General features: G+C 71.2%; 20 protein-coding genes. 8 read left to right on the top strand and 12 right to left on the bottom strand.

All coding sequences use genetic code 11. The features are described 5' to 3' along the window. Window positions 1–30: 30 nt before the first annotated feature. The 6 genes from ACWD12_RS27720 to ACWD12_RS27695 form a co-directional block, all read right to left on the bottom strand. Entirely contained in the window at window positions 31–1,416 is a 1,386-nt protein-coding gene (locus ACWD12_RS27720; protein ID WP_450101838.1) for a cytochrome P450, read from the bottom strand. A 103-nt stretch (window positions 1,417–1,519) separates the two neighbouring features. After that, window positions 1,520–2,572 carry a selina-4(15),7(11)-diene synthase gene (locus ACWD12_RS27715; protein WP_450101837.1) on the bottom strand — a complete coding sequence of 351 codons (1,053 nt, stop codon included), beginning with the start codon at window positions 2,570–2,572 and terminating at the stop codon, window positions 1,520–1,522. 379 nt (window positions 2,573–2,951) lie between these two features. Next, entirely contained in the window at window positions 2,952–3,938 is a 987-nt protein-coding gene (locus ACWD12_RS27710; RefSeq protein WP_450101836.1) for an alpha/beta fold hydrolase, read from the bottom strand. 45 nt (window positions 3,939–3,983) lie between these two features. Beyond that, window positions 3,984–4,976 carry a hypothetical protein gene (locus ACWD12_RS27705; protein WP_450101835.1) on the bottom strand — a complete coding sequence of 331 codons (993 nt, stop codon included), beginning with the start codon at window positions 4,974–4,976 and terminating at the stop codon, window positions 3,984–3,986. 163 nt (window positions 4,977–5,139) lie between these two features. After that, window positions 5,140–6,708: an alkaline phosphatase D family protein gene (locus ACWD12_RS27700; protein WP_450101834.1), complete on the bottom strand. Its 1,569-nt coding sequence runs from the start codon at window positions 6,706–6,708 to the stop codon at window positions 5,140–5,142. Window positions 6,709–6,862: 154 nt separating this feature from the next. Then, window positions 6,863–7,543 carry a helix-turn-helix domain-containing protein gene (locus ACWD12_RS27695; RefSeq protein ID WP_450101833.1) on the bottom strand — a complete coding sequence of 227 codons (681 nt, stop codon included), beginning with the start codon at window positions 7,541–7,543 and terminating at the stop codon, window positions 6,863–6,865. Between the two features lie 143 nt (window positions 7,544–7,686). Here ACWD12_RS27695 and ACWD12_RS27690 point away from each other — a divergent pair, with 143 nt between their 5' ends. Next, window positions 7,687–8,679, top strand: coding sequence for an alpha/beta fold hydrolase (locus tag ACWD12_RS27690; RefSeq protein ID WP_450101832.1), 993 nt, complete (start codon window positions 7,687–7,689; stop codon window positions 8,677–8,679). 150 nt (window positions 8,680–8,829) lie between these two features. Further along, the gene (locus ACWD12_RS27685; protein WP_450101831.1) at window positions 8,830–10,062 is read left to right on the top strand and encodes an MFS transporter; all 1,233 of its coding nucleotides are present in this window, start codon (window positions 8,830–8,832) and stop codon (window positions 10,060–10,062) included. Window positions 10,063–10,138: 76 nt separating this feature from the next. Here the strand turns inward: ACWD12_RS27685 and ACWD12_RS27680 are convergent, their stop codons facing one another. Both ACWD12_RS27680 and ACWD12_RS27675 read right to left on the bottom strand, forming a co-directional pair. Then, window positions 10,139–11,146 (bottom strand): DUF4232 domain-containing protein, encoded by a 1,008-nt coding sequence (locus ACWD12_RS27680; RefSeq protein WP_450101830.1) that lies wholly within the window; start codon window positions 11,144–11,146, stop codon window positions 10,139–10,141. Further along, window positions 11,133–11,705: a SigE family RNA polymerase sigma factor gene (locus ACWD12_RS27675; protein ID WP_450101829.1), complete on the bottom strand. Its 573-nt coding sequence runs from the start codon at window positions 11,703–11,705 to the stop codon at window positions 11,133–11,135. Before ACWD12_RS27675 ends, ACWD12_RS27680 begins: the two co-directional genes overlap by 14 nt. Before the next feature lie 228 nt (window positions 11,706–11,933). On the opposite strand from ACWD12_RS27675, the gene ACWD12_RS27670 reads away from it, so the two are divergent. Both ACWD12_RS27670 and ACWD12_RS27665 read left to right on the top strand, forming a co-directional pair. Next, window positions 11,934–12,926: a hypothetical protein gene (locus ACWD12_RS27670; RefSeq protein WP_450101828.1), complete on the top strand. Its 993-nt coding sequence runs from the start codon at window positions 11,934–11,936 to the stop codon at window positions 12,924–12,926. Between the two features lie 88 nt (window positions 12,927–13,014). Beyond that, a complete protein-coding gene (locus ACWD12_RS27665) occupies window positions 13,015–13,731 on the top strand; it encodes a hypothetical protein (protein ID WP_450101827.1) in 717 nt (238 codons plus the stop codon). Window positions 13,732–13,735: 4 nt separating this feature from the next. Here the strand turns inward: ACWD12_RS27665 and ACWD12_RS27660 are convergent, their stop codons facing one another. Both ACWD12_RS27660 and ACWD12_RS27655 read right to left on the bottom strand, forming a co-directional pair. Beyond that, on the bottom strand, window positions 13,736–14,029 hold the full coding sequence (locus ACWD12_RS27660; protein ID WP_450101826.1) for a hypothetical protein: 294 nt from the start codon (window positions 14,027–14,029) through the stop codon (window positions 13,736–13,738). A gap of 53 nt (window positions 14,030–14,082) precedes the next feature. After that, complete coding sequence (locus ACWD12_RS27655; protein WP_450101825.1) at window positions 14,083–14,385, bottom strand: hypothetical protein; 303 nt, start codon at window positions 14,383–14,385, stop codon at window positions 14,083–14,085. 179 nt (window positions 14,386–14,564) lie between these two features. Here ACWD12_RS27655 and ACWD12_RS27650 point away from each other — a divergent pair, with 179 nt between their 5' ends. The 3 genes from ACWD12_RS27650 to ACWD12_RS27640 all read left to right on the top strand — a co-directional run bounded on the left by ACWD12_RS27650 (window position 14,565) and on the right by ACWD12_RS27640 (window position 17,754). Beyond that, window positions 14,565–15,056: a DUF2975 domain-containing protein gene (locus ACWD12_RS27650; RefSeq protein WP_450101824.1), complete on the top strand. Its 492-nt coding sequence runs from the start codon at window positions 14,565–14,567 to the stop codon at window positions 15,054–15,056. Continuing rightward, window positions 15,056–15,277 (top strand): helix-turn-helix domain-containing protein, encoded by a 222-nt coding sequence (locus ACWD12_RS27645; RefSeq protein ID WP_358351031.1) that lies wholly within the window; start codon window positions 15,056–15,058, stop codon window positions 15,275–15,277. Before ACWD12_RS27650 ends, ACWD12_RS27645 begins: the two co-directional genes overlap by 1 nt. Window positions 15,278–15,657: 380 nt before the next feature. Continuing rightward, entirely contained in the window at window positions 15,658–17,754 is a 2,097-nt protein-coding gene (locus ACWD12_RS27640) for an ATP-binding SpoIIE family protein phosphatase (RefSeq protein WP_450101823.1), read from the top strand. Window positions 17,755–17,793: 39 nt separating this feature from the next. Here ACWD12_RS27640 and ACWD12_RS27635 read toward each other — a convergent pair whose 3' ends face one another. Beyond that, the gene (locus ACWD12_RS27635) at window positions 17,794–18,669 is read right to left on the bottom strand and encodes a DUF4253 domain-containing protein (RefSeq protein ID WP_450101822.1); all 876 of its coding nucleotides are present in this window, start codon (window positions 18,667–18,669) and stop codon (window positions 17,794–17,796) included. Window positions 18,670–18,819: 150 nt separating this feature from the next. Between ACWD12_RS27635 and ACWD12_RS27630 the strand changes: the two genes are divergently transcribed. Then, a complete protein-coding gene (locus ACWD12_RS27630) occupies window positions 18,820–19,434 on the top strand; it encodes a hypothetical protein (RefSeq protein ID WP_450101821.1) in 615 nt (204 codons plus the stop codon). A gap of 116 nt (window positions 19,435–19,550) precedes the next feature. On the opposite strand, the gene ACWD12_RS27625 is transcribed toward ACWD12_RS27630, so the two are convergent. Then, entirely contained in the window at window positions 19,551–20,681 is a 1,131-nt protein-coding gene (locus ACWD12_RS27625; protein WP_450101820.1) for an SMP-30/gluconolactonase/LRE family protein, read from the bottom strand. Window positions 20,682–20,772: the final 91 nt, after the last annotated feature.

Here is a 20,772-nt window from a genome sequence, read left to right as displayed (position 1 = left end):
CAGGCGAGCGCGTTCCGAGCGGAGGGCGGCCTACCCCGAGCGGCGGCCGGGTTCGGGAAGTACGGCGACGGTGCTCGGACTCCGCCGGGCAACCGGCGTCATCGCCAGGTGGTTCGGCCGCGGAACCGCGGCAAGAACCTCGTGCACCGGTTGCTCGGATGCGGGCCGCAGTCTCCATCGGGACAGGATCGTCGCGAGGACGATCGGCATCTCCATCCGGGCGTACGCCTCCGCGGGGCACTTGCGCGGTCCGGTGCTGAAGGGCAGGAACTCGGTGCCGACGCGGGAGCGGTTGCCTCCGTTCTCCCATCGCTCGGGCACGAAGCGGTCCGGGTCGCAGTAGATTCGCGCGTCGCGGTGGATGGCGTAGAGGCTGAAAGCCAGTTCGGTGCCCGCGGGGATCCGCACACCCGCCACCTCGACGTCCTGGACGGCACGGCGCATCAGCACCGGCAGCGCGTACAGCCGGGAGGCTTCGTTCACGACGTGCGCCAGGTAGGTCAGACGTGGGATGTCCTCGAACCCCACCGGGCCGTCGCCGACCACGGCGTCGATCTCGTCGAGGACGCGGGCCTCGACCTCGGGAGCACGCGCGAGTTCGTGGAAGGTCCAGGCGAGGGTCGACGCGGTGGTCTCCGTGCCGCCGATGAGGATCGTGACCAGTTCGTCGCGCACCTCCTCGTCGGAGAGCCCTGCGCCGCTGTCGGCGTCGCGGGCGGCGACCAGGGTCGAGAGGAAGTCCGGGCTGTCGTCCGGGTTCTTGCGGGCGCCTGCCACGAGCTGGTCGATGACCTCCCGCAGCTCGCGCACCGCGCGGTCGAACTCGCGGTTGGCGCGTACGGGTATGCGTCCCAGCAGTGCGGGCAACGCCGCCCGGGCCATGACGCCCTTGAGCAGGAAGGGCACTTGGCGGCGGATGACGTCGATGGCCTCCGCGTCGGCATGACTGGAGAACAGCGAGGTCGTGACGGTGTTGATGGTGTACTCGTACATCGCCAGGTAGACGTCGACGGTGCTGCCGGCCTCGAACGAGTCGGCGAGCGCCTGCGCGTGTCCGGCCATCGAGGTCGAGTACTCCCGGACGCGTGCGCGGTGCAGCATCGGTTGGACCAGCCGTCGGCGCTGCAGGTTGGTGGCGTTGTCGGAGTTGAGCAGCCCGTTCCCGGTGAACTCGCGTGCGCGGTCCATCAGTCGGCCCTTTTCGAAGGAACGGGCCTTGAGCAGGACGAGTTCCTGGACCGCCTCGGGCGTGGTGACGAAGTAGACGGGTGACGTGCCGAGTTCGACACGCACGATCTCGCCGACATCCCGGAGGCCGCGGAGGAACGGGAAGGGACGGCGGGCCAGCGGCAGCAGGTGGCCGAGCAGGGGGAGACGTCCCGGCGCGCGCGGAACCGACCGCAGTTCGGTCGTCATCGCGGAACTCCTTGTCACGAGGGTATCGACACGAGGCATGGCGAAAACGCTTCCGGCCGGTCGGCGCGACGCCGAGCGGCCGGGAACCGTCGGTCCGGACGGGTCAGTCCGGGAGGAGCCCCCACCACCAGGCGATCGGTGAGATCGGGAGCGGTTCGTTGCTGGTGTCGGTCGGCGTGTCGGCGAAGTCGGTGGGCAGGTCAGCGGGGTCCTCGGGGGTGGTGTAGCGCCGGGACGAGATGCTCCAGTCCTGGGTGGCGCGTATGAACGTGCCCAGGCTGAGCAGGTAGGTGGCCAGCTCCGGACCCGCCGTGGTCAGCAGGTGCTCGCGGAGCCGCAGGAACAGCCAGAGCACGCGGTCGCGTTGCGAGATCGCCACCGACATCGCCTGCTCCGGGGTGATGCGGTACTCGTGCTCCAGGACCTTGATCACGTTCAGGACGTAGCGGTCGGCCCGGCTCTCCTTGTGGAAGGAGAAGATGTCGTTGTCCCAGGAGATGACGAAGTACGCCATCTCCGCCAATGCCCGCACGGTGTGCGCGTCCCGGTCGTTCTGCGCGAGTTCGTAGCCGTACGCGAACTCCAGGACCGGCGAGATGATCGACGCGGCGCCGTCGTACAGCCGCATCATCGTGTAGTCGGCGAGCGCGGGCATCGTGCCGCGGCTGCGGTGCGCGGCCTCCCACACCAGGGACAGGAAGTACTCGCGCAGGCCGTCCACCCACCGGGTGGCCTGGGCGGCGGTGGCGTGCGCCGCGATGCGGCCGCGTAAGTCCCGCATGCCCCGGGCGAGCGGGTCGTCGGGCAGCATCGGCGTCTCGGGGTTCTGCGCGACGCGGATCAGCCGCGACAGTACCGGGACGAGGTCGTGCGGGTCGGCGCCCGCGATGCCCTCCTCGCAGCATCCGTCGTCGACGCCGAACAGCCACATGACGAAGTCGGACAGGATGCCGACGACTTCCTCGTGGCCGTCAGGCAGGATGCGGGCCGCGAACGTGCCGATCTCGTGTGTGACGAGCCGGGTACGGAGATCCTCGGAGCCGATGCCGAACTTCTCGGCCCACTCGCTGGTCTGCTTGTCGATGACAGCATGGCTCGGGTGGATGGCGGGCTCGAACGGCGAGTAGATCGGGGGGACGGTCAGTCTCTGCGACATTTGTTGATCACCTTGGGTAAGCCGCGCGGCTGAGGACGAACGCGACACTAGCGTTGTTGATCTTGATGGCGTGATCAACTTTTGCGGAAACCCACAGGGTTTTTCGGTCAGATTCGGACGGTCGGTGTCGACGCTGAGTCACGATGTGTGACGGTCTGCCAGAACTCCCACGTCGCTCCCGTATCTCGGTCGAGTCGCCGCCTCTGCGGCAACTCGTCGGTGGCCGAGCACCGTTGCCGTCCGTACGCATTCCGCAGACACAATCGAGCCGAGGAGGCGGCCCGCAGGATGACTCGCCGGGGGCTCGACGGCGAGCCGCCGACCGTGCGCGAACCTTCGCCGGCGGCCCCGTCGACGCCGTATGCCTTGCCGGAACCGGCTACCCGCGCCGGTCGCCGAAGTACGCGATGACGAGCGCGTTGACGAGGTCGGCCCGTTCCCACTGGAGGAAGTGCCCGGCGCCCGGCAGCACGACGGGTCCGGTCCGGTCGGTGAAGGCGACCTCGCTGGTGTGCAGGAAATCCGGACCGACCACGTTGTCGTCCATGCCGTAGAGGATCATCGTCGGGACGGACACCTTGCCGGACATCAGCGGCGGTTCGCTCGCCCGTCGGCCGTAGGCGAGCTGGTAGACCGCCCAACTGGCCCGCAGCCGCTCGTCCGAGGCGAACGGCTCCGTCATGAAGTCGATGTCCTCGGGCGTGAAGGTGCCGGGGGAGGCCCAGAGCCGGTGGCCGTACATCTCCCCGATGTAGCGGCGCCGCTTGGCCGGGGTGTCCAGTTCGGCGGCAAGGTCGTCGGGAGTCGCGCCCTGGCGGTACCGGTAGTCGGCGGTCGGGCCGTCCGCGAAGGTGCGGATGGCGGACACGTCGATGCCCGCCGCCGCGTACTCCTCGAAGATCGCCGGCGGCGCGGTGTTGAAGTAGACCAGCTTGTCGACGAAGCCCGGGTAGCGGTGGACGAGGTCGACGGCGGTCGCCCCGCCCACGTCGCCCGCGACGACCCCGCAGCGCTCGTGCCCCAGGACACCGTGCACGAGAAGGTGCAGGTCCCGGCTGTAGGCGGCGAGGTCGTACACGTCGTCCGCCGAGAGGTCGGAGTCCCCGAAGCCGCGCAGGTCGGGGACGATGACCTCGTACCCGGCCTCGGCCAACGGCCGGATGTTGCGCCACCAGATCCGCTTGGTCTCCGGATAGCCGTGCAGGAGGAGCAGGGGGTAACCGCCCACCCCTTCCCGGACGTACGCGATCTCCAGGCCGTCACGCCCTTCCGTCGCCGGGACTTCGCCGCGGTGCACGGTGAAGGCGTCCGCGGCGGGCGTCGGCGGCTGGGCGGGGCGCAGGCGTACGTCATAGACCAAGGACATGCTGGGCGGTGCCTCTCTCGACGGACGTGGAGCCGGGTGGGCCCCTCACCCGCCGTCGACGGCGGGAGCCGGGGCACAGTCGGCAGACGGTCGCAGCGATTGTGCCCGGGATCGCGCGATCTCGATACGCAGGTTCTCGTATGTGGGGGCCAGCAGCCGCAGACCCGCTTCGAGCGCGCGGTCGTCGCCGGTCACGAGCGGGTACTGCAGTGCGCCGACGATCCGAGCCTGCCGCGCGGCGACGGCGGCCGCGTCGGCCAGGTCCAGCCGGGCCAGGCATGCGGCGGCGTCGGCGAGGCGCCGCGCGCCGACCCGTACCCCGAAAACTCGCAGCAGCGTGCGTACCTGCGGCGCGAGTCCGCGTCGGACCTGGTCGGCCAGTGCCTCGACGGCCGCCGCGCCGCCGATCGAACCGGCCGTCGCGCGGGACTCGCCCGAGTTGCCCAGCCAGGCGACGGCCTGCGGCATCGCGGCGCGCAGCGCGTCCGGCTCGAGGACGACGCGCTCCCGGACGAAGGAGTGGCGCATGACGTACGGCCGGTCGATGTACTCCACCGCCTCGGCCCGCCACGCCGCCGCGAACTCCGCCACCGGCAACGTCGCGAACGGGTGCCCGTGCGGGTCGTGCATCACCACCGTCTCCGCGCCGACGTCGACCACCACGACGTAATGGTCCGCGATGTCCTCGCCGCTGCCGAAGGGGGTCCCGGGCTGGTAGAGCAGCAGGCCCATGTCCACGGGCCCGACCATCACCGGGCCGCCAGCGACCGCTTTCCGCAGCCGGCCGACCGCCTCCTTCCCCGTACCGCCCGCCTCGCGGACGCACGTCCAGCCGAGCAGGCCGAGCGCCGCGTCGACGCCCAACTCCGGGTCCCAGCCCAGCGGATCGAACAGCGGTACGGTCCCCGCGAGCAACTGCACACCGAAGGGAGCCCCGGTCAGCGTCTCGATCACCCCCGGCGCGGGAGCTTCCGAGCCGAGCACCATTCCGAGCGAATGCGTGTAGCAGTAGGGGCCGGAACCTGAATACGCGAACATGTGCGCCACTCCTCGATCGACGGGATCACGAGGAGACCGAGTAGAAGGGGTGACACGACGAGAGGGTCAACCGCACCCGGCGGCGCCGATTTCGCCGGTCCCCGTACCGGTGCCGCGGTACGCCGACGTCACGACCGGTCGCCCACGACGGGGTGGACCGCGGTCAGCGCTTGGGGCGCAGGGTGGTGCTCCACAGGACGGCCGAGGCGCCGTCGCGGAGGCGGACGGTCAGGTCGCCGCTCGGTCCGTCGATCTCGACCTCGCCGAAGTGCTGGAAGCCCTCCATCGGCGAGGCGTTCGCGCGCGGCGGGGCGTGCACGAACTCGGCCTTCGGGCCGAACGTGCCGTCCAGTGCGTTCGGCCCGAACGCGCCCGCGTTGAGCGGCCCGGAGACGAACTCCCAGAACGGATCGAAGTCCTTGAACGCGGCCCGCGACGGGTCGTAATGATGCGCGGCCGTGTAGTGGACGTCCGCCGTCAGGAAGACGATTCCGCGTACGCCGCGCCGCTGCGCGGTGCGCAGCACCTCGGCGAACTCCAGTTCGCGGCCCAGCGGCGCGCCGTTGTCGCCCTGCGCGACGCCCTCGAGGTTTGCGCCGTCCGGCACGATCAGGCCGAGCGGCAGGTCGGCGGCGATGACCTTCCAGGTGGCGCGGCTATGCGACAGACCCTCGATCAGCCAGCGCCGCTGCCGTTCGCCCAGCAGCCCGCGCTCGGGATCGGCGTAGCGGTTGCTGTCGTTGGGGTCCTTGTAGGTGCGCATGTCGAGCACGAACACGTCCAGGTGCCGCCCGTACGACAGCTTGCGGTAGATGCGGTCGTCGCCGATCGGCATCCACTCGTGGAACGCCCGCTTGGCGCGCGCCGCGAGGACGTCGACGCGCTTCTCGGTGTAGCGGGCGTCGTCGATGACCTGGCCCGGGAACCAGTTGTTGCGCACCTCGTGGTCGTCCCACTGGACGACCTGCGCGACCTCGGCGGCGAGCGCCCGGTAGTTCGCGTCGAGCAGGTTGTACGCGAACTGCCCGCGGTACTCGGTGAGGCTCTCCGCGACCTTGGACTTCTCCGGAGTGGTCAGGTTGCGCCAGATCCGCCCGTCCGGCAGCGCCACCGACTCGACGAGCGGCCCGTCGGAGTAGACGGTGTCGCCGCTGTTGAGGAAGAAGTCGGGGCGGAGCCGCCGCATCTGCTCGAAGATCGTCATGCCGCCGATGTCGGGGTTGATGCCCCAGCCCTGCCCGACCGTGTCGCCCGACCACACGAACCGTACGTCGGCGCGCTGGTGTTCGTGCGGCGCGGTGACCAGCGAGCCGACCACCGCCTGCCCGGCGGCACCGCGCTCGCCCTCGACGTGGACGCGGTAGTGGATGCGACGCCCGGACGGCAGCCCGCGCAGCCGGACGCGGCCGGTCAGGTCGTTCTCCGGGGTCAGCCACGGGCCGCGCACACGGGCCGCGCCGCGCAGGTCGGGGCGGGTGGAGTACTCGACGACGAGCCGGCCCGGGCGGTCGGCGCGCCCCCAGACGATCGCGGAGTCGGCGATCGCGTCGCCGCTCTGCACGCCGTGGCTGAGGCCGGGCCGACCGGGCAGCACGAGGCCCGGGCCCGAGTCGGAGGTGGCCGCGCCTGCCGAGGCGGCACCGACGACGGGGGTGATCGCCAGGCCCGCCCCGACGGCGGTGCCGGTGCGCAGCAGGGTCCTTCGGTCGAAATTTCTCTCCACAGGGGTCATAGGAGACGTGTGTAGTGGCGTTCGGCGACCGTGCGACCAACGGCGGTTTGCCGGGCCGTGAGGTCTGGCCGTCCGCTCGGCGCACCGGCTGCCCGCACTGGCCGTCCGTTCGGGTGCTCGCGCCGGCCCGTCCGTGGTCCGCCTTACGGTCTCCTCAGCCTTGCGGTCGGCCGCCGGGCGGGGTGCGCTGCCGCAGGCGTTCGCCCTGCGGCCCGAACATGATCAGGTACTCGACCGGTTCGTCGGGTGCGGCGTTGGCGAGCCCGTGCGCGGTACGGGTGTCGAACTCGACGACCTCCCCGGCGGTGAGGACCAGGTCGTGCCCGCCGAGCGCCAGCCACAGCTTCCCGTAGAGCACGCACAGCCATTCGTACCCTTCGTGTGACACCTGGGCGGGTCGCCGCGGCGGTTCACCGCGGGCGGGCAGGACGTGCTTGTGGGCGTGCAGGCCGCCGACGTACCGGGTCAGCGGGACCATCGCCTTTTCCGGAACGGCGCGCTGCGGCGCGGTGGTTCGCGGGGGATTCCGTTTCGGGGAGGAGACGGCGGCCGCCGCGCCGCTCTCGGTGCCGTGGCCGTGGCCGTGACCGAGATCGGTGCCGGTTCCGGTGTCGGTGCCGGTCAGCGCGTCCAGCGAGACGCCGTACACCTGCGCCAACCGCAGCAGCATCGCCAGGCCCGGCGTGCGTCGGCCGTTCTCGAACCGCGAGAGCGTGCTGAGCGGGACGCCGGTCGCCCGGCCCACGTCGCTGAGGGTCGCACCGTGTCGCTCGCGTACGGTCCGCAGCCGCGGGCCCAACGCTGCCAGTACGTCCGCAATGCCGTCGTCCGTCATGCTCGCCCGCGCCTTTCCGACCCTCCGCTTTCACCCCTCTGGCCTCCTAGTTTGCCGGAATGGCAAGGCAAGGTCGCGTCGGCCGGCGGCGGCGACGCATGATCGGTGGGTCGCCGCATCCACCCCGGGCACGAGGAGAAGCCATGCACCGGTCCGTATCCGCCGCAGACCCGCGCCACCGCACGGTCGAGGCACCCGCCGGAAGGCTGCACCTGGTCGAGCAGGGCACCGGACCGCTGGTGCTGCTCGTCCACGGCTTCCCCGAGTCCTGGTACTCGTGGCGGAACCAGCTCCCGGCCCTCGCGGCAGCGGGCTACCGGGCGGCGGCCCTCGACGTACGCGGGTACGGCCGGTCCTCCAAGCCCGCCGCGACCCGCGACTACCGCATGCTCGCCCTCGTCGAGGACAACCTCGCGGTGGTGCGGGCCCTGGGTGAGGAATCGGCGGTGATCGTCGGGCACGACTGGGGCTCGAACATCGCAGCCGCTTCCGCGCTCGTGCACCCCGAGGTGTTCCGCGCGGTCGGGCTGCTGAGCGTGCCCTACGCCCCGCCCGGCGGCCCCCGTCCCACCGACGTCTTCGCCGGGATGGGCGGCGACGAGGAGTTCTACGTCTCGTACTTCCAGGAGCCCGGCCGGGCCGAGACCGAGATGGAACCCGACGTCCGCGGCTGGCTCGCGGGCTTCTTCGCGGCGCTGTCCGCCGACACCATGCCCGCGCAGGACGCACCCGACCCGCACTTCGTCGGCCGCGGCGGCCGACTGCGCGACCGCTTCCCGACCGACCGGCTGCCCGGCTGGCTGACCGAGCACGATCTCGACGTGTACGCCGGGGAGTTCGAGCGCACCGGCATGACCGGGGCACTCAACCGCTACCGCAACATGGACCGCGACTGGGAGGACCTCTCCCCGTACAACGGCGCTCCCGTCAGGCAGCCGTCCCTGTTCATCGGCGGCGCGCTGGACGCCTCCACCATCTGGATGGCCGACGCGATCAACGCGTACCCGGCCACGCTGCCGGGCCTGGTCTCCTCGCACCTGTTGGACGGTTGCGGGCACTGGGTCCAGCAGGAACGCCCGGACGAGGTCAACGACCTCCTGATCACCTGGCTGAACTCCGCGGCGCCGACGGCGTGAGCCGCCCGATGAGACACGGCCTGACGGCCCCGAGGCGGAGGGCGCCAACCCTCGCCTTCCGCGCGGCGACGCACGGCGTACGGCGGGACCGCGCGGGAGTGGCGGCGTGCCGGAGCGGGTGCGGGAGCGCGCGAAGTTACCGTCGGGACCATGCACGGTGATCTTCGAGGGTGGCCCGCCTGCCTGACCGCGGGCGCGGTGTTCGCCGTGTGCATGGCCGGCACCACGCTGCCGACTCCGCTGTACCCCCTCTACCAGGACAAGTTCGGGTTCTCCGAGCTCACGGTCACCGTCGTCTACGCCGTCTACGCCGCCGGGGTGATCGGCACGCTCCTCCTGGCGGGCAACGCCTCGGACGCGGTGGGCCGGCGTCCGGTGCTCCTGTGGGGCATGCTGTTCGCGGCCGCGAGCGCCGCCTGCTTCCTGGCTGCCACCGCGCTGGGCTGGCTGTACGCGGGCCGCCTGCTGTCGGGGCTGTCCGCCGGGCTGTTCACCGGCGCGGCGACCGCGTACGTGATCGAGCTGGCGCCGAAGGCCGGTGGCTCGCGGGCCACGTTCGTCGCGACCGCCGCCAACATGGGCGGTCTGGGCTGCGGCCCGCTGCTCGCCGGCGTACTGGCCCAGTACGCCGCATGGCCGCTGTACCTGCCGTTCATCGTGCACCTGGGCCTGGTGGCGGTCTGCTCCGCGGTGATCCTGCTGTGGCTTCCGGAGACGGTGCGGGACCGGCGTCCGCTGCACACCGTACGCCCCCAGCGGCCCGCCCTGCCGCCGTCGGTCCGGGCGGTGTTCGGTCCCGCGGCGATCGCGTCCTTCGTCGGGTTCGCCCTGTTCGGTGTGTTCACCGCGGTCAGCCCGGCGTTCCTCGCCGAGTCCCTGGACGTGCACAACCACGCGCTCACCGGGCTGGTCGTCGCGCTGGCGTTCTTCTCCTCGACCGCCGGGCAACTGGCCGTCGGATGGGTGGGGGTGACCCGGTCGTTGCCGCTGGGCTGCGCGGCCCTGCTGGTCGGGCTGGGGCTGCTCGCGGGCGCGCTCGTGTGGGACCTGCTGGCGCTGGTGGTGCTGAGCGCGGTCGTCGGCGGGGCCGGGCAGGGGCTGTCGTTCCGGGCGGCGATGTCCGCGGTGGCGGGCGCGACCGAGCCGGAGCGGCGTGCGGCGGTGATCTCCGCGTTGTTCGTGGTGGCCTACTTCGGCATCTCGGTGCCGGTCATCGGGGTCGGACTCCTGGTGGAGCCGATCGGTCTGGAAGGCGCGGGCCTGGTGTTCATCGCCTGCATGGCGTTTTTGGTGTCGACCGCGGGCTTCTACCTGCTCCGCCATCCGGTCGCGGCCACCGGGCCCGCGGCCGCCGGGCGGCAGGAACAGCCGGACACCCACTGAACCCGGCAGCGCCGCCTCGTCGTTGTGAAGGCCGCCCATACGGGACACGAAAGACGCGGCACGAGGCGACCGGCGGTCAGCGGGCGTACAGGTACCTGTTGACCGCGTCGACGTCGGTGTTCCACAGGGTGCTGAGCGGGTTCGTGCCGACGTCGAGCGCGATGATCTCGCGCGGGACCTGGACATCGATAGGGTGGCCCGCGGGAGTGTTCGCGACCCGGCCCTGGAGGTTCACGGCGAAGGACTTCACCGGGTGCTCCGGCGGAGTGTCCCCGTCGTTCCACAGGCGTACGCCCGCGTACGCCTTCTGGCCCGGCGCGATCGTGGCGAGCGCCTTCGCGGGCGACTCCATGGGCGGCGTGGGGTGCCGGTCCCCGAGCACGACCTGCGGGTGGTAGTAGAGCGTGCAGCTCGTCGCGCCGATGTTGGTCGCCGTCAGGAGGACGTGGTTCGACGAGTCCTCGGTGGTGGACATGCTGATCCGGACGTTCTTGTCGGTGCACGCCGCGGTGCCGTCGCCGCCCGACGTGGTGGAGGTGCCGGAGGTGCCCGGCGTACTCGGGTCGCCGGAACCGCCCCCGGGGCGCGCCGGGGCGCGGGTCGTCGCGGCCCCGCCGGTGGGTGCCGCCGTTCCCGTCGGGTTCGGGTTCGGGGCGCCGGACGAGGGGGGTGCGGTGCCGCCCGTGCCGGTGGGGTCGGGCCGCGGAGGCTCGGTGGGGGACGGGATCGTGGCCGACGGGTTCGTGGTCGCCGTGCTCTTCGACGGCGCGGGCGTGGCCGGTGCGGTCTCCGCGGACGGCGTCGGGACGAGGAGCGTCGGCGGCGTCGTCACTTCGGCCTCGCCTCCGCCGCCCGTCAGCGCGACCGCGGCCATCATCGTCGAGACGGTCAGCACCGAAGCCGCGCACGCCACCAGCGCCGCCCTGCGGCGCCGGATGCCGTGGTGGCGGGCGTCGATACGCGCGAAGTCCGGTGGCATGACGACGAATTCGTCGGCATGGGCGTTGAGCTGCGCCTGCAGCCAGGCCTCCGCCGCGGTGCCGGTACCGGTGCCGCCGCCTGAGCGGTGCTCAGACCCGTCCATGCTGCTTCTCCCTCTGTACCTGCCTTCCCGCGGACGGCGGGAGGCCGGCCGCACCGTCCATCGGGGCGACGTCCGAAAGGGCGGGATCAGCACGGAGCTTGTCCAGCCCGCGCGCCGCCTGGCTCTTCACCGTGCCGACCGAGCAGCCCATGACCAGGGCGACTTCGGCCTCCGGAAGGTCCTCCCAATAGCGCAGGACGACCGCCGCGCGCTGCCGGGGCGGCAGCCTGAGCAGCGCGTCACGCAGGGCCTCCCGCTGATCGACGCGGTGGGTCGGATCCGGCCCGGGGACGTCCAGGGGCTTGTCCCCGAACACCAGCGTCGGCCGCTTCCGGCGGAACCGGTTGTTGTTGCAGTTGACGAGGATCCGGCGGACGTACGCGTCCGGCCGCTCGCTCGCCTGGATCCGCCGCCACGAGGCACCCGCACGCGCCAGCGCCGTCTGCGCCACGTCCTCGGCCTCCGCGTAGTCGCCGGTCATCAGATACGCCGTCCGCACCAGCCTCGGCCACCGCGATCGGACGAACTCCTGGAACGCAGCCGCATCATCAGGTCTCACCCCGTACCTCCCTACCCCCACAAACACGCATCCGGGCCGTCCGCGTTGCACGGCGGCCGGGGTTCCTTGCGGCAAGGCGGAGAGGGAGCGGCGCGAAGGCGCCCACCCGCGTGGTGAAAACCGACTGTGGCGGATTTTTCCCTTGCGATAGCTTCCTCTTGGTTCACTTCCGGCGCAGACGCGAACCGCGAGTCTGCGCGGAGTCCTCGTCCTGACCTGGGAGTATTTGTGCGTTCTGCCCGAATAGCCGCCGTCGCCACGGCCGCCGGCATGGCCATGTTGGCCGTGTCCGCCTGCGGCACGGAGAAGGCCGGTGAGGCGAGCAACCTGACGGTGGACGCCAAGACGCTTGCGCAGCAGACGCAGCAGAAGGTCAAGGAGACCGAGACGGTCCGCATCACCGGCGGCGGTACCGTCGACTTCGGCGACGGCGAGACCATGGACCTGAGTGCGGAGATGTGCTTCACGTCCGACGAGACGCTGAAGGGGAAATTCTCGTACGACAAGGCCGAACTCGAGGTCCTGCTCGTCGACGGCAAGGAGTACGTGAAGGGTTCGCGCGCGTCCTGGGACGCGTGGTACTCGATGCTGTTCGATCTGGACAGCGGCGAGGTGAAGGTCGACCGGGCCGCGTACGACCAGCTGCTGGCCCTGGTCGACGGCCGCTGGATCATGAACGAGGCGGAGTCCTCCGACGACACCGCCTCGCCCGCTCCCGAGGCGTCCGCCTCCGATCCGTTCGGCGGCGAGTCGTCCGATTTCGCGGGCGGGGCCGAAGACGACGACAGCGCCGGCGGGTTCGCGGACTTCACCGACATCCGGGAGCTGTTCGGCGACGACTACGGCAAGGTCGTCAAGGGAGAGCCGGTCGAGTACGAGGGCAAGCAGGTCATCCCGCTGAGCGTCACGGACGAGGACACCGACGAGGTCACCACGGTGTACGTACCGGAGAAGGGCAAGCAGATCCCGGTGCGCCTCACGTACGAGACTCCCGGCACCGCCGACAAGGTCGACTTCAAGTTGACGTCGGGCGGCGGCTCGTGCGGCGTCAAGGTGCCGCCGGCGGACCAGCTCGTGGACAAGGCCGCCTACGAAGCGGTCGAGGGCAAGGTCTTCGACTTCGACTTCGGAGACATGGACCTCGACGAAGAGGGCGCCACCGGCGACGCCTCGGACAGCCCGGTCCCCGGCGGCACGGCGACGGGCGGCGCGGGCTTGTGACGCCGCGTTTGACATAGTGATCGACAAAGCCCGGGTCCCCGATTTGACGGAGTCTTCTGCCATGCGTACTCGCCGTTTTGCCGCCGCCGTGTCTGTCACGGTCCTCGCGCTTGTGGGTCTCACCGCCTGCGGTGACGACGAGGAGCAGGACAACACCAAGACCGAGGCCAAGGCCCTGGCGGACCAGGCCGTGGCCGCGATGGACAAGATCGAGTTCCTGTCCAACAAGGGCTCCGGAACGGACGAGAACGGCAACCCGATCGGCATCGACGCGTGTGCCGTGATGAAGACCAAGGACGTCAAGGGCACGCTGAAACTGGGTGACGAGTCGGCCGAGATGCTCGAGGTCGGCCGCGTCCGGTACATCAAGGCGACACCGCTGGGCTGGGCGCAGTTCGCCGGACGGCCGGGGGACGCGAGGGTCGCGGACCTGTTCGAGCAGGCGTCCGAGGGCAAGTTCGTCAAGAGCGAGCCGGAGCCGGGGGACGCGGCGACCGTCGACTTCTTCGACGGCAAGACCGACAACGTCACCAAGGGCGCCGTGACGACTTTCCAGGGCAAGGACGTGGTCCCCCTGGTCCAGGAGCGGGACGAAGACGGCGACAAGGTCAAGAAGACGTACTACATCGCCGCGAAGGGCGAGCCGGTCATCGTGGGCCAGGTCGAGGAGACCGTCGGCGGCAAGGAGCGCGAGGAGACGGTCTTCACCAAGACCGACAAGTGCGAGGTCTCCGCGCCGCCGGCCGACCAGGTCATCGAGGAAGCCGAGTTCAACAAGCGGGTCGACGAGGCACAGGGCAACTGACGGATCACTCTCCGGGTGCGGCCGTCATCGAGACCAGGGTCTCGGCGGCCGCCTCCGCCGCGGACTCCACTCTGGTGACTCCGGCGGCCATCGAGGCATGGCCGTCGGAGAGAACGGCCACCAGCAGTTCGTGTCCGCCGTGGACGATCCGGCCCATGCCGTTGACCACCCACAGGCCGGTGGTGTTGCGGGGGAGCCAGCCGTTCTTCAGCGCCGGGCCCTCGGATCCGGCGGCCCCCTGCCCGGGGTCCGCGGCGGCCGAGACACCCCAGGCCTGGTCCTCCGCGACCTCCTCCATCAGGCCCAGCGCGTACGCCCGCGAAGCGGCGCTCAGCGGCGACGACTCCGCGGTCAGCGCGGCCAGCAGGCGCAGTTGGTCGCCGACGGTGGTCGTGTCCAGGCCCCAGGTCTCGGTGTCCGGGGTGGTCTCGGCCAGACCAGCCGGGCGTTGGCCGCCTCGAGGGCGGGCGCACCGCCGAGGGCCCTCCACAGGGCGAACGCCGCGTCGTTGTCGCTCTGCCGGATCATCGCCGAGGCGGACGTCTTCTCGTCCGCGGTGAGGGCGCGGTCCTCCTGCTGGGCCTGGAGCAGCAGGGCGGCGAGGATGTCGACCTTGGCGATGCCGGCCGAGACGTAGGCGCGTTCGCCGTTCACCTCGGCCGTGCGCCCGTCGGCGGTGTCACCTGTTGCGTGCCGTTGCGGACCCTCCGGTGATGGGAGAACTCTCCCCGCGGCGTGCCGTGGCGTGGGGCTGTGGCCGGGGCTGTTTCGGTGCTTGTTTGGGGTATCGATATTCGATAGATTTCCATCGTTGGTCGATGGAAGGATGAGCCATGGGAAAGCTGACCGTGGGTGCGTTGCGTGCCGTGCTCGCGATGATGCTCATCGGCACCTTCTTCGTGCAGGCCGGGATGGTCTGGGCGTTGGTCACCGGGAACGACCCGGAGGACGGGTCGCTGCCGCTGACCCCGCTGCGCGTGGTCACGGTCCTGGGCATGATGGCGGTCCAGGTTGCCGTGGTCTGCGTATGGCGGCTGGTGTCGATGGTGCGACGCGGAACCGTGTTCTCCCACGCGGCTTTCCGGTACGTGGACATCGTGATCGGCGCCATCGTCGCGGCTGCCCTCGTGTGGTTCACGGTCACGGGCATCAATGCGCCGGGCCAGCGGGAGGACCCAGGCGTCACCGTCATCATGGCCGGGGTCGGCGTGGCCATCCTGGGGGTCGCTCTCATCGTGCTCGTGCTGCGGATGCTGCTCGCCCAGGCCGTCGCTCGCGACGGCGAAGCGGTGCGGATGCAGGCCGAGTTGGACGAGGTCGTCTGATGCCGATCGTCGTCGACATCGACGTGATGCTCGCCAAGCGGAAGATGTCCGTGGGCGACCTCGCGGACCGCGTGGGGATCACGCCCGCCAACCTTGCGGTACTCAAGAACGGCCGCGCCAAGGCGGTGCGCTTCACGACGCTCGCCGCGCTCTGCGAGGTGCTCGAGTGCCAGCCGGGCGACCTGCTGCGCTGGGAGACCGAGGACGGCGCGGGCGAGTGAACCGTGGCTGCCGATGTGTCAGTCGACCCACAGGTCGGCCGACCCACAGGTCGGCGGTCACGGCTATCGCGCGGATGTTGCCGCCGGCGAATTTGCGCACGGACGGCTCCCGTGGCACTCAACGATCCCGCTACTCCCGCACCTGCACCTGGACCCACCCCGCGACCACCGGCCGCCGAACCCGCCCCGGTCCATCCCTCCGTGGCCCGACCGCGGACACCGCCATCTGCCCGCAAGGGCACCGCAGACCACATCCGTGGCGCCCACGTGACACAGCGTGTGCGTCAACGCGTCCAGAGCCCTGGTAGCAGGCGGGGCCCTGTCCGCGGGACAATAGGTACCGAATCCTGCCCGTCTCGGGGAGACAAGGCGGGGCACACATGCCCGCAGCACGCGCCGCCCGGCCCGACGACGGGATCCCGCCGGATCTCGCGGCCGTACTGCTGGACGCGGACGGCCGCGTCCTGATGTGCAGCCCGGCCGCCCGGCGTCAGTTGGGCGACCCGCTGGCCCCGGAGGCCGCCGCGGCGCTGCGCGAGATCCCCCGGCGCGGCCCCGGGGCGCGCGTCCGGATTCCCGGGACCGCCGGGCCGGTGCACGCGCGCTCGCTGACGACGCCGCTGTCCGACCACGGCCCGGGGCACTCCAACCTGGTCCCCAGCGCCCGCCTGATCCTGCTGCTGCCCGTCGGCCGAGCCGCCGGCGACCCGCGGCTCTCGGACGCCCGGGGCCAGGATCACCAGGCTCTGGCGCACACCGCCGCGGTGGACATCGGCGCGACGCTGGACCTGGGCGAGGCGGCCCGGGCGTTCGTCGACGTCCTCGTGCCGGACTTCGCGGACCTCGCCTCGGTCGACCTGGCCGAATCCGTCCTCCACGGCGACGAGCCGCGCCGGACGGACGAGGTCGAGTTCCGGCGCGCCGCGGTCGCCGCCCGGCCCGGCACCACGTGGCCCGCCCCGATGCTGGACGTCGGCGACCGGCTGCCGCCGTTCCCGGAGAGCCCGATGCTGGGGCCGCTCGCCGAGGGGATTCCGGTACGCGCCACCGACATGGCGTACCTGCGCACGTCCCTCAGGCTCGATGCGGCGACGCTGGACACCATCATCCCGGCCGCGGCCACCTCGTCCATGGTCGCGACACTGCTGGTACGCGGGCTGCTGCTGGGCAGCATCACGGTCTGGCGTACCGGCGGCCGGCCCGCCTTCGACGAACGCGATGCCGCGCTGCTCGCCGAGATCGCCTCGCGCGCCGCCCTCAGCGTCGACAACGCCCGCCGCTACACGCGCGAACACCGCACCGCCGTGGCCCTGCAGCGCTCGCTGCTGCCCAGGCTGGCGAATCGCACCCCGGCCGCGGAGACGGCGGGCACGTACCGTCCCGCCGAGGGCGAGGCCGGAGTCGGGGGAGACTGGTTCGACGTCATCCCGCTGTCCTCGATGCGCACCGCGTTCGTCGTCGGCGACGTCGTCGGACACGGGCTGGGCGCGACCGCCGCGATGGCCCGGCTGCGGACCGCCGTGCAGACCCTGGCCGACCTCGACCTGGAGCCCGACGAACTCATCGGCCATCTGGACGACTTGGTGATCAGCTACTGGCCCGAGCACGACCCGGACGACTCGACCGCCGAACTCGCGGCCCTGGGCGCGACGTTCCAGTACGCGGTGTACGACCCGGTCAGCTGCACCTGCACCGTCGCGAGCGCCGGCCACCCGCCGCCACTCGTTCTGCGGCCCGACACGGAACCGCAGTTCGTGGACCTGACGCCGGGGCCGCCGCTGGGCGTCGGCGGCATGCCGTTCGAGTCCTTCGAGATCGACCTGCCGCCGTCATCTCTGCTCGCGTTCTACACCGACGGGCTGGTGGAGCGCCGGGACCGCGATCTCACGGCGCGCATGAGCGAGTTCGCGGCGGTCGTGGCGGAGAACCGGAGGCGACCGCTGGGCGCCATCGGCGCCGTCGTCCTGGGCCGGCTCGACCCGCCGCGGGACGACGACGTCGCGCTGCTGCTGGCGCGTACCGAATGCATCCCCGACGACGCCGTGGCCGCCTGGGAACTGCCCGCCGACCTGGGGGAGGTCGCGCACGCCCGCGCGCTGGTCACCGCCAAACTCACCGAATGGGGCCTGGACGAACTCGCCTACACCACCGAGCTCGTCGTCAGCGAACTGGTCACCAATGCCATCCGGTACGCGGGCGGCCCGGTGGGACTGCGGCTGATCCGCGGCGGAACACTCGTCTGCGAGGTCTCCGACCCCAGCAACACCCAGCCCCGGCTGCGCCGCGCCCGCGACACGGACGAGGGAGGTCGAGGCCTCTTCCTCGTCGCCCAGCTCACCAACCGCTGGGGCAGCCGCTACCACCGTGCCGGCAAGACCATCTGGGCCGAACAGTCCACCACGCCCCAACCCGCCGCGGCCCCCCTGTCCGCGGAACTGTCGGCGGACGCCCTCCTGGCGGCCTTCGACCCCGACTGACTCCTACGCGAATCCGGCCCGATTCCGCGCGGGCCGCGCTCAGTCCCACCAGAAGTACCAGGAACCGCTTCGCAGCTGACCGCTTATCAGCTCCTCGATGGTCCCGACGCCCTGGTGAACGATGTCGTTGCAGTACGCGTAGTGCTCCACGGCGGCGGTTGCCACCGTCTCCGGCGTACGGGGGCGACGGGTCACCAGAACCTCCAGCACCGCCGTTTCCAGGGTCACCAGTTCGGCGCCGTACCGCCGGTCGAAGTGCCTGAGCACAGCGGTATGTTCGGGACCGGTGATGTCGTAGTTGCAAGCCCCGAGCCAGTTCAGCAGGGTCGGTACGTCGGCACCCGAAGGCGCCTGCACCAGGCACAGCACAGTTCGTTCCTGTCCCAGCGCCGACACGTGCAGGCCACCGACGAGATCGAGGTCGACCTGGTCGGCGACGTGCTCGGTGAGGCGACGCAGGACCCGGGGGACGTCCGGCCCGGCGGAGGCCGCCTCGGCACCGGAATCAGCAGGAGCGGCGGGGGAGGGCAGGAAGCGCACGGACTCGCGGGCCCAGCCGTCGAGCAGCGCACGCCCGTCCGGCGACGTGCCGTCCGGCCCGGCGAGCGTCGGCGCGAAGCCGCGCTCCAGGCCGACGAGCACCCGGTCCAGGGCCTCCGGCTCCCCGGCAAGGACCGGCCACCATCCGGTGCGGTCGTGCAGACCGCGCAGCCGGCTCCACAGCCGGAAGGCGTCCGTACCGGCGACCTCCCCGACGTACACCGGTGACCCGTCCACCGCCTTCGCGGCCTCGCGCAGCACCGGGAGCGACGGGACATCCGGCCCACCAAAAGCGCCCGGGCCGCCTGGTGACTCCGGCAGGCCGGCGCCGGGCACGCCGAAGAGCCGCTGCAGTTCCGAAATGGACATACCCATACGCACAACGTAGCCCGCAAGCCCAAAGCCCCCACCCCCACCACCCCAACATGTCGGCTCCTGCCAATATCGACGGGGGAGTGCTGCGGACGTGTGATTCTGGGGTGTGCTGGCTGTTGCGGTTTGTTGCTTTGTGGAGAGGAGTCCACTGTGACCCGGCCTGCGCTCTACATCGACGTCGACGGCCCGCTCAACCCGTATGTCTCCGATTCCCGGCACACCCCGGCGGGATTCACCGCGCATCGGATGAAGCCGGAGAGTTGGGTCGTGCAGCATCCGGGGAAGGCGCGCTCCTCGGTCGAGCCCCTGCGGGTCCTGCTCAACCCCGAGCACGGTCCGCGGCTGGCCGCCTTCGAGGACGCGTTCGAGTTGGTGTGGGCGACGGCCTGGGGCAAGGACGCGAACGAGTTCATCGCGCCCGTGTTGGGGCTGCCGCAGTTGTCGGTCATCACGTGGCCGGACGTGCCGGACTACCGCGCGGGTGGGGCCGCCGCGCAACGTACGCCCGGCCCTGGCGGGGAGTTCTGGAAGACCGTGCATCTGGTCGCGCACGCCGCGGGCCGTCCGTTCGTGTGGCTCGACGACGAGATCACCGATCTGGACGAGGCGTACGTGCGGACTCATCACGGAGGGCTCGCACTGCTGCACCGCGTCGACCGGGAACGCGGCCTGCAGGACGGCGACTTCGAGGCGGTGGCCGGGTTCGCGGCCGCGTTGGTCGGCCGGTGGCCCCCACGACGGCGCGATCCGGATGCCCGAGTCTGAGCGCGCGACGGTGATCCTGAGGGCCGCTGTCGCCCGCACACAGGGGTCCGCGGCGCCGAAGCGCCGCCCTGGCAACGGGTGTTGGTCGTTGGTGCCAGGGCGGGCGCGACGGTGTCTCAGGCGCCTCCGCCGTTGGACTGGGGAATGCCCGGGGCGAGGGTGCGGAACTTGTAGATGTAGCCTCCGTCGTCGCCGCCGACGGTGACGTACGCGGTGTTCGTGCCCGGCTTGATCGCCAGGTTGCTGACGAGTCGCTTCCCGTTCTGCGGGTACGGCACGACGACGGTGGCGATCAGATCGCCCTTCTGGTTCCAGACGAGGATCTTGTCGGTGCCGATCACCACCTGATAGACGTTGCCGGCCGCGTCGACGGTGTTGGAGTCGAAGCCGTGGAGGCCGATGTTCGCCGACATGCCCACCCGGCCGTCGGTGAAGCTCTTGCCGTCCGGTGCCAGCGCGAAGTGGTTCTCGCGGCCGAGGCTGTACTCGCTCACCCACACGCCGGTGAAGTCCGGGGTGAAGGTGATGCCGTTGGGGCCGGACAGGCCGTCCTGCAGGACGATCGGGTCGGTGCCGTCGGCGTCGAGGCGTACGACCCGGCCGGTCGGACTCCAGGGCGTGCCATGGTAGTCCGTGATGTACATGTTCCCGGCCTTGTCGAAGGCGATGTCGTCGGGCACCATCGGCCGGCCCGCCACCGGGCCGGCGAAGACGGTCTCGAACCCGCTTCCGTCGGGGTTGAGGCGGTCGATCTCCCCGTTGTGGAAGTCGGTGGCGTAGATCTTGCCGTCCGCGGGGCTGAACTGGAGCGACGAGTAGCCGCTCGTGGCGTCCGCGTGGACGGGTGTGACGGCCTTGGTGCGCAGGTCGAACTTGAGGATCTTCGGCTGCCCCGGCGCGCCCGTGAGGTTGACGAAGTACAGCCTGCCGTCGGGTCCGAAGGCCGGTCCCTCCAGCACGGTCAGGTGGCCGAACGGCGACGGCGGGTCCAGCGGGGCGACCTTGGAGACGAGCTCGGCCCGGATCACGGGCGGCGTACCGTGGCCTCCTCCGGAGGCCGGTGCGGCGGCACCGGCATAACCGGTGTCACCGGCGTAGTCGGCGTACTCGACGGAGCCGCTGTCCCCGGATCCCCCGACAGCCCCGTCGGGATCGGCGGTCGCGGTCGGCACGACGGCGGCACCGCCGACGGCCAGGGCGGCCAGCAGAGCGGCGGCCGAGGTGAGCCGTCTGGTCCTCTTGATCATGGTTCCTCCGTAAGTTGTTGGGTGGCCCGGGAGGGCCGGATGTGGCTGATGGTTCCTTGCCGTTCGTGGCTTCCCAGGAGTGGCCGTCCGG

It is taken from the genome of Streptodolium elevatio, from assembly GCF_053592165.1.
The sequence above is the reverse complement of the archived record's forward strand: the minus strand, read 5'-3'. Positions and strand labels throughout refer to the sequence as shown.

Excerpts from the sequence above, each read along its gene's own strand:
- ACWD12_RS27650 (WP_450101824.1), top strand. The coding sequence starts at position 14,565 with ATGGGAAAGCTGACCGTGGGTGCGTTGCGTGCCGTGCTCGCGATGATG.
- ACWD12_RS27720 (WP_450101838.1), bottom strand. The coding sequence starts at position 1,416 with ATGACGACCGAACTGCGGTCGGTTCCGCGCGCGCCGGGACGTCTCCCC.
- ACWD12_RS27625 (WP_450101820.1), bottom strand. The coding sequence starts at position 20,681 with ATGATCAAGAGGACCAGACGGCTCACCTCGGCCGCCGCTCTGCTGGCC.
- ACWD12_RS27660 (WP_450101826.1), bottom strand. The coding sequence starts at position 14,029 with ATGGAGGAGGTCGCGGAGGACCAGGCCTGGGGTGTCTCGGCCGCCGCG.
- ACWD12_RS27640 (WP_450101823.1), top strand. The coding sequence starts at position 15,658 with ATGCCCGCAGCACGCGCCGCCCGGCCCGACGACGGGATCCCGCCGGAT.
- ACWD12_RS27715 (WP_450101837.1), bottom strand. The coding sequence starts at position 2,572 with ATGTCGCAGAGACTGACCGTCCCCCCGATCTACTCGCCGTTCGAGCCC.
- ACWD12_RS27705 (WP_450101835.1), bottom strand. The coding sequence starts at position 4,976 with ATGTTCGCGTATTCAGGTTCCGGCCCCTACTGCTACACGCATTCGCTC.
- ACWD12_RS27695 (WP_450101833.1), bottom strand. The coding sequence starts at position 7,543 with ATGACGGACGACGGCATTGCGGACGTACTGGCAGCGTTGGGCCCGCGG.
- ACWD12_RS27645 (WP_358351031.1), top strand. The coding sequence starts at position 15,056 with ATGCCGATCGTCGTCGACATCGACGTGATGCTCGCCAAGCGGAAGATG.
- ACWD12_RS27635 (WP_450101822.1), bottom strand. The coding sequence starts at position 18,669 with ATGGGTATGTCCATTTCGGAACTGCAGCGGCTCTTCGGCGTGCCCGGC.
- ACWD12_RS27710 (WP_450101836.1), bottom strand. The coding sequence starts at position 3,938 with ATGTCCTTGGTCTATGACGTACGCCTGCGCCCCGCCCAGCCGCCGACG.
- ACWD12_RS27680 (WP_450101830.1), bottom strand. The coding sequence starts at position 11,146 with ATGGACGGGTCTGAGCACCGCTCAGGCGGCGGCACCGGTACCGGCACC.
- ACWD12_RS27690 (WP_450101832.1), top strand. The coding sequence starts at position 7,687 with ATGCACCGGTCCGTATCCGCCGCAGACCCGCGCCACCGCACGGTCGAG.
- ACWD12_RS27685 (WP_450101831.1), top strand. The coding sequence starts at position 8,830 with ATGCACGGTGATCTTCGAGGGTGGCCCGCCTGCCTGACCGCGGGCGCG.
- ACWD12_RS27700 (WP_450101834.1), bottom strand. The coding sequence starts at position 6,708 with ATGACCCCTGTGGAGAGAAATTTCGACCGAAGGACCCTGCTGCGCACC.